The 14485-nt window shown below is 58.7% G+C and carries 13 protein-coding genes; 8 read left to right on the forward strand and 5 right to left on the reverse strand.

Annotated elements, in window-relative coordinates; all coding sequences use genetic code 11:
• Window positions 1-49: 49 nt before the first annotated feature.
• Window positions 50-1543, reverse strand: coding sequence for an aldehyde dehydrogenase (locus AFK24_RS08415; RefSeq protein ID WP_065832814.1), 1494 nt, complete (start codon window positions 1541-1543; stop codon window positions 50-52).
• A 259-nt stretch (window positions 1544-1802) separates the two neighbouring features.
• Here AFK24_RS08415 and AFK24_RS08420 point away from each other — a divergent pair, with 259 nt between their 5' ends.
• Window positions 1803-2165, forward strand: coding sequence for a cupin domain-containing protein (locus AFK24_RS08420; RefSeq protein WP_065832815.1), 363 nt, complete (start codon window positions 1803-1805; stop codon window positions 2163-2165).
• 83 nt (window positions 2166-2248) lie between these two features.
• Entirely contained in the window at window positions 2249-2482 is a 234-nt protein-coding gene (locus tag AFK24_RS08425) for a hypothetical protein (protein ID WP_065832816.1), read from the forward strand.
• 70 nt (window positions 2483-2552) lie between these two features.
• Here the strand turns inward: AFK24_RS08425 and rpmG are convergent, their stop codons facing one another.
• Complete coding sequence (rpmG, locus tag AFK24_RS08430) at window positions 2553-2708, reverse strand: 50S ribosomal protein L33 (RefSeq protein ID WP_003437824.1); 156 nt, start codon at window positions 2706-2708, stop codon at window positions 2553-2555.
• An 11-nt stretch (window positions 2709-2719) separates the two neighbouring features.
• The gene (rpmB, locus tag AFK24_RS08435) at window positions 2720-2953 is read right to left on the reverse strand and encodes a 50S ribosomal protein L28 (RefSeq protein WP_007920377.1); all 234 of its coding nucleotides are present in this window, start codon (window positions 2951-2953) and stop codon (window positions 2720-2722) included.
• Window positions 2954-3317: 364 nt separating this feature from the next.
• On the opposite strand from rpmB, the gene AFK24_RS08440 reads away from it, so the two are divergent.
• Entirely contained in the window at window positions 3318-4907 is a 1590-nt protein-coding gene (locus tag AFK24_RS08440; protein ID WP_065832817.1) for an ABC transporter substrate-binding protein, read from the forward strand.
• Between the two features lie 125 nt (window positions 4908-5032).
• Here the strand turns inward: AFK24_RS08440 and radC are convergent, their stop codons facing one another.
• On the reverse strand, window positions 5033-5707 hold the full coding sequence (radC, locus tag AFK24_RS08445) for a RadC family protein (RefSeq protein WP_065832818.1): 675 nt from the start codon (window positions 5705-5707) through the stop codon (window positions 5033-5035).
• Window positions 5708-5838: 131 nt separating this feature from the next.
• Between radC and coaBC the strand changes: the two genes are divergently transcribed.
• The 5 genes from coaBC (at window position 5839) to AFK24_RS08470 (ending at window position 13891) form a co-directional block, all read left to right on the forward strand.
• On the forward strand, window positions 5839-7047 hold the full coding sequence (coaBC, locus tag AFK24_RS08450; RefSeq protein WP_065832819.1) for a bifunctional phosphopantothenoylcysteine decarboxylase/phosphopantothenate--cysteine ligase CoaBC: 1209 nt from the start codon (window positions 5839-5841) through the stop codon (window positions 7045-7047).
• A gap of 6 nt (window positions 7048-7053) precedes the next feature.
• Window positions 7054-7509 (forward strand): dUTP diphosphatase, encoded by a 456-nt coding sequence (gene dut, locus AFK24_RS08455; RefSeq protein WP_065832820.1) that lies wholly within the window; start codon window positions 7054-7056, stop codon window positions 7507-7509.
• Window positions 7510-7608: 99 nt separating this feature from the next.
• Window positions 7609-10188 (forward strand): phosphomannomutase/phosphoglucomutase, encoded by a 2580-nt coding sequence (locus AFK24_RS31875; protein WP_346424277.1) that lies wholly within the window; start codon window positions 7609-7611, stop codon window positions 10186-10188.
• Window positions 10189-10216: 28 nt separating this feature from the next.
• Window positions 10217-11122, forward strand: coding sequence for an acetylglutamate kinase (gene argB, locus AFK24_RS08465; protein ID WP_065832822.1), 906 nt, complete (start codon window positions 10217-10219; stop codon window positions 11120-11122).
• A gap of 213 nt (window positions 11123-11335) precedes the next feature.
• Window positions 11336-13891, forward strand: a complete 2556-nt coding sequence (locus AFK24_RS08470) for a hypothetical protein (protein ID WP_139110466.1) — start codon at window positions 11336-11338, stop codon at window positions 13889-13891.
• Here the strand turns inward: AFK24_RS08470 and AFK24_RS08475 are convergent.
• Window positions 13880-14485, reverse strand: a complete 606-nt coding sequence (locus tag AFK24_RS08475) for a DUF4124 domain-containing protein (protein ID WP_065832824.1) — start codon at window positions 14483-14485, stop codon at window positions 13880-13882. The two genes, AFK24_RS08470 and AFK24_RS08475, sit on opposite strands and share 12 nt — an antisense overlap.

Raw genomic sequence — 14485 nt, forward strand, 5'->3', positions numbered from 1 at the left:
AACGGCCTCATTCGCGGGCAAGCCTCGCTCCAACGGGCCTGTTACATTTTTACAACTTAATCCACGTCGCCTTCAGCTCGGTGTATTTGTCGAACGCATGCAGCGACTTGTCGCGGCCGTTGCCCGATTGCTTGAAGCCACCGAATGGCGCGGTCATGTCGCCGCCGTCGTACTGATTGACCCACACGCTGCCGGCACGCAACGCTTTGGCGGTCAGGTGCGCCTTGGACAGATTGGCCGTCCACACCGCAGCAGCGAGGCCGTACGGCGTGTCGTTGGCGATCTGGATGGCTTCTTCGGCGGTATCAAACGTCAATACCGAAAGAACCGGGCCGAAAATCTCTTCCTGGGCGATTTTCATGGCATTGGTCACGCCGTCGAAAATCGTCGGCTCAACGTAGGTGCCACCGGTTTCCTGCAGGATGCGCTTGCCGCCCGCGACCAGTTTGGCGCCGTCGCTGTGACCGGACTCGATGTACGAGAGCACGGTGTTCATCTGCTGGGTATCGACCAGCGCGCCGACCGTAGTGGCCGGATCCAGCGGATTGCCCGGCTTCCAGGCTTTCAGCGCTTCGATGACCAGCGGCAGGAAGGTGTCCTTGATGGAACGCTCAACCAGCAGGCGCGAACCGGCGGTGCAGACTTCGCCCTGGTTGAAGGCGATGGCGCTGGCAGCGGACTCGGCGGCAGCCTGCAGGTCCGGCGCATCGGCAAACACGATGTTCGGGCTTTTGCCGCCGGCTTCGAGCCAGACGCGCTTCATGTTCGATTCGCCCGAATACACCAGCAATTGCTTGGCGATTTTGGTCGAGCCGGTGAACACCACGGTGTCGACGTCCATATGCAAGGCCAGCGCCTTGCCCACGGTGTGGCCATAACCTGGCACCACGTTAAGCACGCCCGCCGGAATGCCCGCTTCGATTGCCAGTTGGGCAACACGAATGGCGGTCAGTGGCGATTTTTCCGACGGTTTGAGCACCACCGAGTTACCCGTGGACAGCGCCGGGCCGAGTTTCCAGCAGGCCATCAGCAGCGGGAAGTTCCACGGCACGATAGCCGCGACCACACCAATCGGCTCACGTGTCACCAGCCCAAGCTGGTCGTGCGGGGTGGCGGCAACTTCGTCATACAGCTTGTCGATAGCCTCGCCGCTCCAGCTCAAGGCTTGGGCAGCGCCGGGAATATCAATGCCGAACGAATCGCTGATCGGCTTGCCCATGTCCAGGGTTTCAAGCAGTGCGAGCTCTTCGACATTTTTGTTGAGCAGCGCGGCAAAGCGGATCATCGCAGCCTTGCGCTTGACCGGCGCCAGACGCGACCAGACCCCGGAATTGAATGTGTTGCGGGCGCTTTCAACAGCGCGCTGGGCATCGGCAATGTCGCAGCTGGCGACCTTGGCCAACAGTCGGCCATCAACCGGGCTAAGGCATTCGAATGTATCGCCGGATGCGGCGTTGGTGTATTCGCCATTGATGAAGGCGCGGCCTTCGATCTTCAGATCCTGGGCGCGTTTTTCCCAGTCAGCATGGGTCAGGGTTGTCATACGAATGTCCTCCGCTTGATAGGTTGAAGCATGCTCGAATCGGCAAACACGGCCAGAAACGCACGCTTTGAGAATACGATGAGATCAAATAACGGCATTCGCCACCCTAAACCAGTGACTGGGCGATTTCCAATATATTTGACAGAAACGACCTGAGCGGCCCGGCGATGTTCGTTTTATTCAACATGGCTGATGCAGCCGGGCACTATTGCCCTAGCGCTTCGTCAAACCAGCACTGCCTCTACCGCGAGAATGAAAAATGACCATCGACAGCATCGTGGATTTCAGCGAAGCCGGCACCCCTGCCGAACACTACCGCCCTGCGCCAGAGAAGATCTTCAAAGGTGATCCTGATCAGACGCTCTACAACCACTACAACAGCCCGTGTGGACAAATGAGTGCGGGTGTCTGGGAAGGTCAGGTCGGGCAGTGGCTGGTCAATTACACCGAGCATGAGTACTGCGAAATCGTCCAGGGCGTGTCGGTGCTGCGGGACGAAGCGGGCAGTTCGAAAACCCTGCGCGTCGGTGATCGCTTTGTGATCCCGGCGGGCTTCAAAGGCACGTGGGAAGTGCTGGAGCCGTGCCGCAAGATCTACGTGGTGTTCGAGCAAAAAATATAGGTGTGTACCGCGCGGCGTCGTTTGTCGGGGTTGAGAATAGTGTTTCCACTCAAGGAAATCCCCAGCATACAAGGAAGATCTGCGTGACCAACGAAGCCGCTTACGAGCGAATCAAACACATGATCGGCAACCCGTACAACCCTTGCGTCAAAGCCTATATCAGTTGCCTGACCGGCAGGACCAGCGTTGTCGGTCCGGACAGTGTGATGTTTATTCCTGCCTACGATTATTCATCCGAGAGTTTTGAATACGATCCCCAGCGCATTTCCATCGATACCGATGAGCAGGGCATGATCGTCGACTTTCTCATTGGCTGAAGTTTTAGCATCGCCCACAAAAAAGGCCCGCATCGTGAGATGTGGGCCTTTTTTGTAGAAGAAAAATCAATTACTTGATTTTGGCTTCTTTGTAGATCACGTGCTTGCGAACCCGCGGATCGAATTTTTTGATTTCGATTTTGTCCGGAGTGGTGCGCTTGTTCTTATCGGTGGTGTAGAAATGGCCTGTACCAGCGCTCGACACCAAACGGATCAATTCACGCATGACTTTCTCCCTTAAATTTTGCCGTCGCGACGGAGTTCAGCAAGCACGACAGTGATGCCACGCTTGTCGATGATACGCATGCCTTTAGCAGATACGCGCAGACGAACAAAACGTTTCTCTTCTTCAACCCAAAAGCGGTGATGCTGCAGGTTTGGCAGGAAACGACGACGGGTTTTGTTGTTTGCGTGGGAAATGTTATTCCCAGTCACCGGACCCTTACCGGTAACTTGACATACTCTCGACATGCCTCAGCCCTCTAAAACCACATGCCCAACCCGGCATGGGTTGGCCGCTTAATCTCTCAGTCATTTGGCGCCAGGCGCCGCGTTTCTTTAAGGGTCTTACCGGCTACACCTACAGTGAAGGAACCGGGCCCCTAGAAAAGAGCGCTGCTTTATACCAGAAAGGCTGGCATGCAACAACAGGCAATGCGCTTTGCCTGTCGATATCGCAGGCCGTTCAGCCCAGCAGTGGCGCGCCAGCGGGGACGATAGCAAATCTACCGCTCGTCGTGTTACAGCGATTGTTCTGAGCCGATGCATGGTCTAGGGTAAGTCCCTTACCAGACTGCGCCTGCAGATGGGGCCCTTTTCTGACAGGAATATAGCCATGCGTCTTGCTGCGATACCGTTTTTGCTCGCTCCTTTGTTCGCCCCGCTGCTGGCCGAGGCCGCGACGACTTTGAGTGTTTGCACCGAGGCCAGCCCCGAAGGTTTCGACGTCGTGCAATACAACTCCCTGACGACCACCAACGCCTCGGCCGACGTGCTGATGAACCGTCTGGTGGATTTCGACGCCAAGAGCGGCAAGCTGGTGCCAAGCCTGGCGCAGAGCTGGACGGTTTCCCCGGACGGCCTGACCTATGACTTCAAGCTGCGCCCGGGAGTGAAATTCCATCACACCGATTACTTCACCCCGACCCGCGAACTGACCGCTGATGACGTGGTGTTCAGCTTCCAGCGCATGCTCGATCCGCAGAACCCATGGCACAAAGTCGCCCAAAGCGGCTTCCCCCATGCGCAGTCCATGCAGCTCCCGGCGCTGATCAAGAAAATCGACGCCCCGGACCCGTTGACCGTGCGGTTTACTCTTGATCATGCCGACTCCACTTTCCTCGCCACGCTGAGCATGGGCTTCGCCTCGATCTATTCGGCTGAATACACCGCGCAGTTGCTCAAGGCCGGCACGCCGGAAAAACTCAACAGCCAGCCAATCGGCACCGGGCCGTTTGTGTTCAAGCGCTTCCAGAAGGACGCCGTGGTCCGTTATGAGGCCAATGCTGATTATTTCGCCGGCAAGCCTGGCGTCGACGCGCTGGTCTACGCGATCACGCCGGACGCCAACGTGCGTTTGCAGCGTATTCGCCAGAATGAATGCCAGATCACTTTGTCGCCCAAGCCTCTGGATATCCAGGAAGCCGCGAAAGATCCTGCGCTGAAAGTCGAAAAAACCGAGGCGTTCATGACTGCGTTCCTGGCGATCAACAGCCAGCATCCGCCGTTCGACAAGGCTGAAGTGCGTCAGGCCATCAATTTGGCCTTCGACAAACCGACCTATCTCAAGGCGGTGTTCGAAGGCACCGCCGAAGCTGCCAACGGGCCGTATCCGCCCAATACCTGGGGCTACGCCAAAGATTTGCCCGGCTACAAGCTGGACATCGCCAAGGCCAAGGAACTGCTGGCCAAGGCTGGCGTGAAAGACGGCTTCAAGACCACCATCTGGACGCGGCCGTCCGGCAGCCTGCTTAACCCGAACCCAAGCCTCGGCGCGCAATTACTCCAGGCCGATCTGGCCAAAGTTGGCATCACTGCCGAGATCAAGGTGATCGAGTGGGGCGAGCTGATTCGTCGCGCCAAAGCGGGCGAGCATGACCTGTTGTTCATGGGTTGGGCAGGCGATAACGGCGATCCGGATAACTTCCTGACGCCGCAATTTTCCTGCGCCGCCGTCAAGTCAGGCACCAACTTCGCCCGTTATTGCGACGCGAAGCTGGACAAGCTGATCAGCGACGGCAAGGCCACCAGCGATCAGGCGGCACGCAGCAAGCTGTATCACCAGGCGCAGGAGCAGATCCAGCAGCAGGCCTTGTGGTTGCCGTTGGCCCACCCAACCGCCGCCGCGCTGACTCGCAAGGACGTGACGGGATATCAAGTCAGCCCGTTCGGTCGGCAGGACTTCTTCAAGGTGCAGGTGAAGTAGGTTCGGCCGGGGATGAACCTGTAGGAGGGAATTTATTCCCGAAAGCGTCGGCGGCAGAGACTAATCTGTCGCCTGATCGAGCTTTCGCGGATGAATCCGCTCCTGCGAGGGCAGTGAATCGTTCCCTACATCAACCCACATTCCACCATCGACAGCGGATCGCCGTCGCCGATGATCACGTGGTCGAGCACCTTCACGTCGATCAGCCACAGCGCGTCTTTGAGGCGCTGAGTCAGCTCGATGTCGGCCTGGCTGGCATCGGTGATGCCCGAGGGGTGGTTGTGGCACAGGATCAGGCTCGCGGCGTTGTGCACCATCGCGCGCTTGACCACCTGCCGAGGATGCACGTGCGCGGTGTTGATCGAGCCGTGGAACAGCACTTCAAAGCACAGCACGCGGTGTTTGTTGTCCAGAAACAGGCAGCCGAAGACTTCGTGGGGTTCGTGGCGCAATCGGGCCTTGAGGTAATTTCGCACCTGGGATGGGCTTTCCAGCGCGGAATCACGCTTCAGGGACTCGGCCATGTGTCGGCGCGACATTTCCATTACGGCCTGTAACTGGGCGAATTTCGCTGATCCGAGACCCAAATGTGAACTGAATGTTGCCAGGTCCGCATCCAGTAGCCCGCGCAGTCCGTCAAATTGATTCAGCAGATGACGGGCCAGGTCGACAGCGCTTTTTCCGGTCACTCCGGTGCGCAAAAAGATCGCCAGCAATTCAGCGTCGGAAAGACTCGCCGCACCCAGTTCCAACAGCCGCTCCCGCGGGCGCTCCGCCGCAGGCCAATCACGAATACTCATAGCACCTCCATGTGTGTGGGCGCCGCTGTTCCAGTGCGGTCGCTGTGCTATCTTAGCCCATCTTTTTTGCGCGGCGATTGGCCTGGGGAACGTCATCGCCGTTGCGTATCACTCGACTAAAAGGCAGGCCTATGCAGCGGCTGTATCGGAAACGCATCGTTCTCGGCGTCGGCGGCGGCATCGCGGCCTACAAGAGCGCAGAGCTGGTCAGGCGTTTGCGCGACCAGGGTGCCGAAGTTCGGGTCGTCATGACCCGTGGCGGGGCTGAGTTCATTACGCCCCTGACCATGCAGGCTTTGTCCGGGCACCCGGTGCACATGGATCTGCTCGACCCGGCCGCTGAAGCGGCGATGGGGCATATCGAGCTGGCCAAGTGGGCCGATCTGGTCCTGATCGCCCCGGCGACTGCCGATCTTATTGCCCGGCTGGCCCAAGGCATTGCCAACGACTTGCTGACCACCGTGGTCCTGGCCACCGACGCCATCGTGGCGATTGCTCCGGCGATGAATCAGGCGATGTGGCGCGACCCTTCGGTGCAGGCCAACACACGCCAGCTGGAAGAGCGGGATTTTCGCGTCTTCGGTCCGGCGACCGGCAGCCAGGCCTGTGGCGACGTGGGTTTTGGCCGGATGCTCGAAGCCACCGACCTTGCCCAATGTGCTGCCGATTGTTTCCAGCGCCTGTCGCTGACCGGCAAACACGTGGTTATTACCGCAGGGCCGACCCAGGAAAACATCGACCCGGTGCGCTACATCACCAACCACAGCTCCGGGAAAATGGGTTTTGCCCTGGCCGAAGCCGCTGTTGAGGCTGGCGCCCGCGTCACGCTGATCACCGGGCCGGTCAACTTGCCGACGCCGGATCGCGTCTCGCGAATCGACGTGGTCAGCGCCCGCGACATGCTGGCCGCCTGCGAAGCCGCGATTCCCTGCGACTTGTTCATCGCTTCTGCAGCGGTAGCGGACTACCGTCCAGAAGTCGTCGCCCCACACAAACTCAAGAAAGATCCTGCGACCGGTGACGGCTTGCTGCTGCAAATGGTGCGCAACCCGGACATCCTGGCCACTATCGCAGGCCGTCCGGATCGGCCTTTCAGCGTCGGTTTTGCCGCCGAAACCGAACACCTGCTCGACTACGCTGCCCGCAAGCTCAAGGACAAGAACCTTGATCTGATCGTCGCCAACGACGTCGCCAATCCAAGCATTGGCTTCAACAGCGAAGAAAACGCTTGCAGCGTGATCGACCGGGCGCTGCACGCAACGCTCTTCGCCCAGACCAGCAAGGGCAAGATTGCCCGCCAGCTGATCACCTTTATCGCCGAACGAATGAACCAGGTTTAATCACGAATGCACGCTCTACAAGCCAAGATCCTCGACCCTCGCATTGGCAACGAATTTCCGCTGCCGGCCTACGCCACCGTCGGTTCCGCCGGCCTTGACCTGCGCGCCATGCTCAAGGAAGACACCACGCTGGAGCCGGGCCAGACCTTGCTGATCCCGACCGGCCTGTCGATTTACATCGGCGATCCAGGCCTTGCCGCGATGATTCTGCCGCGCTCCGGTCTGGGCCATAAACACGGCATCGTGCTGGGCAATCTGGTGGGCTTGATCGACTCTGATTACCAGGGCGAATTGATGGTGTCGTGCTGGAATCGCGGCCAGACCGCATTCAAGATCGCCATCGGCGAACGTATTGCCCAGTTGGTATTGGTGCCAGTGGTGCAGGCGCATTTCGAACTGGTTGAAGAGTTCGACGTCAGCCAGCGCGGTACTGGCGGTTTCGGCCATTCCGGCAGCCACTGATTCTTGACCCGAATGCTGGATGGCGGCACGCGTGATGCGGGCTGCGTTCAAGCGAGCAAGGGATAGGCAGTTCAGGATGAATTCGTGGAGAGAGGTCAGGTGACAGCCACCCAGCGTTCCGAAAATAAAGGCACCCAGCTTCTGGCTGCGCGCCTGCGCGCCCTCTCCCCCGGTTTGTGGCCCGCCGTTATCGGGCTGGGCGCTGCGAGCGTGCTGGTGTGCATGGCGCTCATCAACAAGCCGCAACAGCAAGTTCAGGCCGAGCAAGTCTGGGGTAACGCGCAGGCGGCATCGGTCGGCGTGGCGCTCAAGCAGATGAATGCCGACACCCAGGCCGCAGCGTTGAACGCCGGTCTGGTCGTGGCGCTGCAAGCCAACAATCCTGCGGTGCTTGAGGCCACGGTCAGTCCGCTGCGCTTCTGGGACGGGGTGCTGGGTGCGCGAGTCAATCCGCTGGGTATGACTGACGTTGATGCCCAAGGCGCGATGCCGATCAGCTTTTCGACGCTGGACATGCTCAGTCAGGCCGCGCGCGGTCAGCAGGCGGCTCCCGAGGCGCGCAAAGTCGGTGAGCGCTGGATGATCTACAGCGCGGCGCCGCTGCGTGCCGGTCCGACGGCGCCGGTCAGTGGGACCTTGCTGCTGGCCTACGATCCGCAACGTCTGCTCAATGCGCTGCCGGTCATCCCCGAGTCGGTGGGCCAGGTTCGCTTGATCCAGCAGTTCGGCAATGGCCCCGAGCAGGTGTTTCTGCAGCGCGGGCAGTCCGATGGCGGCAAACCCGAACGCATCGATACCGGCTTTGCCAACTGGAAACTGGAATTTACCCCCGGGCCGGCGTTGAAATCTTCGCCGCCCTTTCTGCTGCTGGCGCTGGCGGCGTTGATCGCTCTGGCAGGCGTTGTGCTGGGCTTGTACCTCAATGAGCGAGCCTTGCAGCGGCGGATCCAGGCTGACGCCCGTCAGCTCAATCAGCTGCTTGAAGAACTCTCCAGCGGAAAAGCCGTCAAACCTTTCGGTTTGGACCTGCCCGCGCTTCACAGCCTGGCCCAGAGCCTCGCCCGCTTTTCACCGCGCAACCAGTCCTCGGCCCCGGCCGTCGATGTGGCCGGTGGGCAATCAGGCGCAATACCGGACATTGAACAAAGCAGTGCTTCAGCGTCGGCTTCCTCCGCAGCACTAAGCGATTGGACCGATCCGCTGTTTCAAGATACCGACATTCTCGATATCGACATCCTCGACGAAAACCAGGACTTCCTGAGATCGGAGCACCCCCCAGTTATGAACACCCCAGCATCCGTGGCACCAAAATTCCCTGACGACATTTTTCGCGCATACGACATTCGTGGCGTGGTCGGGGACACACTCAGCGCTGAAACAGCGTACTGGATCGGTCGCGCGATCGGCTCCGAGAGCCTGGCGCAGAACGAGCCGAACGTCAGCGTTGGCCGCGATGGCCGTCTTTCCGGCCCCGAGCTGGTACAGCAACTGATTCAAGGCTTGCACGACAGCGGCTGCCACGTCAGCGATGTCGGCCTGGTACCGACCCCGGCGTTGTACTACGCCGCCAACGTGTTGGCGGGCAAGACCGGCGTGATGCTCACCGGCAGTCACAACCCGAAGGATTACAACGGCTTCAAAATCGTCATCGCCGGCGACACCCTCGCCAACGAGCAGATCCAGGCGCTGCACGAGCGCATCAAGACCGGCAACCTGACCTCGCAAAAAGGCAGCGTGACCAAAGTCGACATCCTTGATCGCTACTACAAGCAGATCAAGGACGACATCGTCATGGCGCGCAAAATGAAGGTTGTCGTGGACTGCGGCAACGGTGCTGCTGGCGTCATTGCCCCACAACTGATCGAAGCGCTGGGCTGTGAAGTGATTTCGTTGTTCGCCGAAGTCGATGGCAATTTCCCGAACCACCACCCGGATCCGGGCAAGCTGGAAAACCTGCAAGACCTGATTGCCAAGGTTAAAGAAACCGGCGCTGATCTGGGCCTGGCGTTCGACGGCGACGGCGACCGCGTTGGTGTTGTGACCAACAAGGGCAACGTGGTCTATCCAGACCGCCTGCTGATGTTGTTCGCGCTGGACGTGTTGAAGCGCAACCCCGGCGCCGACATCATTTTCGACGTGAAATGCACGCGCCGCCTGACCCCGCTGATCAGCAAGCATGGCGGTCGTCCGGTGATGTGGAAAACCGGTCACTCGTTGATCAAGAAAGAAATGCGCAGAAGCGGCGCATTGCTGGCCGGCGAAATGAGCGGCCACATCTTCTTCAAGGAACGCTGGTTCGGTTTCGACGACGGCATCTACAGCGCTGCACGCCTGCTGGAAATCCTCAGCCAGGAATCGCAGACCGCCGAAGAGCTGTTCGAAACCTTTCCGAATGACATCTCGACCCCTGAAATCAATATCAAGGTCACCGACGTCACCAAGTTCACCATCATTGAAGCGCTGGAAAAAGACGCTCAATGGGGCGACGCCAAACTGACCAGCATCGACGGCGTTCGCGTGGATTACCCGCAAGGCTGGGGTCTGGTTCGCGCCTCCAATACCACGCCGGTACTGGTGCTGCGTTTCGAAGCTGAAACCGAGGCCGAGTTGCAGCGCATCAAGGACGTGTTCCACGCCGAACTGAAAAAAGTCGCGCCGGACCTCGAACTGCCTTTCTGATTGTTTTTTCCTTTGACTGGAGCCCTGAATGACCCTCGAACGTGATTCCGCAGCCAACGTCGCCAAGGTTTTGTCCGAAGCGCTGCCCTACATCCGCCGTTTTGTCGGCAAGACGTTGGTGATCAAGTACGGCGGCAACGCCATGGAGAGCGACGAGCTGAAAACCGGCTTCGCGCGCGACATCGTGTTGATGAAAGCTGTGGGAATCAACCCGGTGGTCGTTCACGGCGGCGGGCCGCAAATCGGTGATCTGCTTAAGCGCCTGTCCATCGAAAGCCACTTCATCGATGGCATGCGCGTCACTGATGCGCAGACCATGGACGTTGTGGAAATGGTGCTGGGCGGCCAGGTCAACAAAGACATCGTTAACCTGATCAACCGGCATGGTGGCAGCGCTATCGGCCTGACCGGCAAGGACGCCGAGCTGATTCGGGCGAAGAAACTCACCGTCACGCGTCAGACGCCGGAAATGACCAAGCCGGAAATCATTGATATCGGCCAGGTTGGCGAAGTCGTCGGGGTCAATACCGATCTGTTGAACATGCTGGTCAAAGGCGACTTCATCCCCGTCATCGCGCCAATCGGCGTCGGCCCCAATGGCGAGTCCTACAACATCAACGCCGATCTGGTGGCGGGCAAGGTTGCCGAGGCTCTCAAGGCCGAGAAACTGATCCTGTTGACCAACATCGCCGGCCTGATGAACAAGCAGGGCGAAGTCCTGACCGGGCTGACCACCGAGCAAGTCGACAGCCTGATCGCCGACGGCACGATCTACGGCGGCATGCTGCCCAAGATTCGTTGCGCGCTGGAAGCGGTCCAGGGTGGCGTCAACAGCTCGCACATCATCGATGGTCGCGTGCCGAACGCGGTGCTGCTGGAGATCTTCACCGACAGCGGCGTGGGCACGCAGATCACCAATCGCAAGCGGCATTGATGGGTTGAGCGTCTGACGCTCAACCCTTGATCAAAAACCCTGCCGGGAAATCCGGCGGGGTTTTTTTTGCGTGTCAGAAGGGGATGACCGCTCAGGAAGAAGTACCTGTCTGGGTGCTGTGAAGTGTCGTGCGGCGATCACAGGCACTGCCTGCATTTCTTTTTTTTCCGATCGGGGAACGTCTAGGGATGTTCCCTCTATCGAGAAAATGCCATGTCTATCGACATACTCCCCGCGTCTGTTCATGTACCGGAGGAAGGGCCTGTCAGTCCGGGTTTCGGAATCGGTGCGTTGGCGCCGTTGTTGAAACCACCGCAAATCGAGCTGATCCAAAAAACTGTCCGCGATTATGTGCAGGAGCAGAGCGCTGGTGTACGTGCGCAAGCGTTGCCCATTCTTGAGGCGCAAAGCAGCGGCGTGGCTGCGATCCCCTTCGAGCTGGCGACGCTGCTGCAGCTATTGTCCTGGGAGCGTCTGGCTGCCGCTGGCGACGCATTGCTGTCGGATGAACAGCTCGACCTGCTGTTCGAAAGCATGTTGAGCAGCGAGACAGCCAGCGAAATTGGCCGGCGTCTGACTGTGGCGCTGGGCTGGTACGGCGCTGCGGAAAACGAACGGGCTGATCCCATGATCGTCCGGCAACTGGTATGGAAGGCTTTGATTCTGGAGCTCGATCCGACCGATCACGCCAAGCCCTGGAGTATTGGCGGGTATGAACTCGCAAAACCGGAGAATTGGGGCAAACGCCTGTCTGCTATTCAAGAGGAGTTCGCAAGCATCCTTGAGTGGAAGACGCGTGACCTTCAGGGCGGGCGCTCCAGGAATTCAGCCCGGATCGCCACGCGTATACTGGCGCCTTTGCAACCGGAGCTGGCCTTTCGCAAACCAGCTGAGGAGCTTCGCTATGGCACTGGGTTATGGGTGAACTTTGCCCATGGCGTAGCGATGGCGGAAAGGCTGTTTCCGGGTTCGTCGCAGCGGCTCGACTACCGACAGCTGGTTGAAATCCCGCTCAACCTGATTCACATGGCAACGGATAGCGAAAGACAGCTCATCATCGAAATGCGCCTGGCTCCGACAATTCAATGGGCGATTGCCAACAATATTTTGCCAATGAAGGCGCTGGCTGATTATTCCGTCACTGAGATCGAGACAGCCTCCAAAGCACTGGACGAGCACCAGTTCAAACTAGCCGCTGCGATTGAAGTCCTGTTACGCAAAGCGCCTGACCGCTTGGAGATTGGCCTGGCAAAATTCAATGAGGTGCTGGGTTATAACGCCAGAGTATTGGAGCAGCTGATCATGCGGCCCACTACCCTGGGCAAGGAACTGGAGTACTCACTCAGGAACCCGGATCCCTCCGCTCGTGCAGGCAGGTTTTATTTATTGGATCTATTCGTAGCCGGGCCTATGAAAGAGGGCGTGGATAAGTTCGAGCCCCATCTTAAATATGATGAGGATTTCTGGGCCGATACCTATGCCTCCGATATTGAGCAGCTGAAGGACATCGATATTAACGAGATGTACCGCAAGGCGTTCGCCGACTACAGGCGTGATGTTGAAACTGCCTATGCTTTTATCATTGAAATGCTCTTGTCTGGACTTCCCTTCCAGGACCGATTGGCTGTTGAATTTGGCCGGCTGGATTTTTACCTGCTGCGGCGTGAGACCGGTATACCCATGGAATTGGAAACCGAGAGACAGCGGGCGTTATGTCAGGGCAGGCAAGGCTTCATCCTTGTCTGTCGTTATAACGGCAACACATTTGCGTATGAAGTTTTCCCCCTGTCCGGCATCGTGCAGCGGCGTACAGACCTGCATCCATTGCCGCCTGACGGTATGCCGAAGCTAGTTTCCAATCAGATGCACCGAGGCGGTATTGATCTGGCGGTGGACTGGACCGCTTATGAAACCCTTGCGCAGCCCAGGCTGAATATCACCAGCCGTGTCGTTACCGTTCATATTGGTCATGCTCTACCGACAGTGGTGCATCCCGCGCCTTCTGTCAGCCCCTTGTCATCTACCCGGTTGAGCCGCATTGGTGTTCTTATTGCCAGACGAAACCTGTTTTTCAATGAGCGCGCTCTATTCGATCAAAACAAACATCAAACCGGTTCAGAGTTTGTTAGCAATACCTACCCGCCGATATTGCGTTTACTGGAGGTGATTGTTCCTGGGCTCGGCTGTTTCAATGCGCTCCAGACGGACGAGCGCCCCGTGCTTGCCTGCACAATAGACATCGGGCTTGTGCTGGCGAAGCCTGTATTCAGCTTCTTCCGGGGTTTCGTAAAGTTGATCCTGAAAGCCAGCGTACCCTCTGTAACTCGGAGCCTTCCGGCGCTGGGCACGCTAACCAAAAAACTCCTGGTCTCTTCAGCAAACTCTTACCGCAGTGGCTTAAACCCCTTCGAAGGACTTTTGTTCCGGGCTGGGCCAGTCGTTGGAGGTGTGGGCTTTATGATCAAGCTGGCCTACAAACTCAACGAGTCAGTCGGAAATACCTTGGGTAAGCCGGGAGAGTTTGCGTACATCAACGGCCTGGAGTCTGCCGCCAACCCTCATAAATGGCGGCCCATTGCCTTGGGCGACAGGCTCGCGATGATCCACGACGTGCATTGCGTTGCTGTGCGTGATATTCCTGGCGCTAACAATCGCGTCAGAAGCTATCTCATCAATACGGCGTCCGGCAATCCGTACGGCCCGGCGCTGGAGGAGTTGCCGAGCGACAAAGCCCGTCAAAATCGTAAAAAAACGGAATCAGTGGCTTAACAGTTTAGTGATCCGTGCCCGCTCCACGGCAAACTGCACCTCGGCCAGAGCGCGTGCGGCCTGGTTGCGCTGGATGTCCGTGCGCAGACTCTGCTGCTGAGTGCGCAGATCGGCAAGCTGGTCGATCAAGGTCTGCGGTACGGCGCGCCCTGCCCGCTCCTGATCGGCGGCCTGCTTTTGCAGGCTGCTCTGCTGCGCATTGAGATTGAGGATATTGCCCTTGGCCACATCCACCAGGGCATCCAGCTCGGCGAGCTTGCGTGCTTTGGCTCGGTCCACGTCGTCGACGCTGCTGTACTGGCGCAACAGTTGCTCATCGGCGGTCGCCTTGGCTTTGGCGACTTGCGCCTGCTCCAGCTCTTCGGCAGTCGGCGGCGGCGGCACAACCTGCACCACCCGCCCGCGCGAATTGAGCACTTCATAACCCTTTGCGGCATATTCCGGCGGTACGCCCTGACGATCCAGGACGGTCACGCCGCGGCTATCCACATAGCGATAGAGCAGAGTTTCAGGTGCCTCTGCCGCCTGGATCGCAAACGGCGAAAGCAATGGGCCCAGCGATAAACAGAAGCAAATGACGCTCAATCTACGCAT

Origin of the sequence: Pseudomonas syringae (assembly GCF_001698815.1) — a bacterium.
GTDB classification, from domain to species: Bacteria; Pseudomonadota; Gammaproteobacteria; order Pseudomonadales; family Pseudomonadaceae; genus Aquipseudomonas; species Aquipseudomonas syringae_A.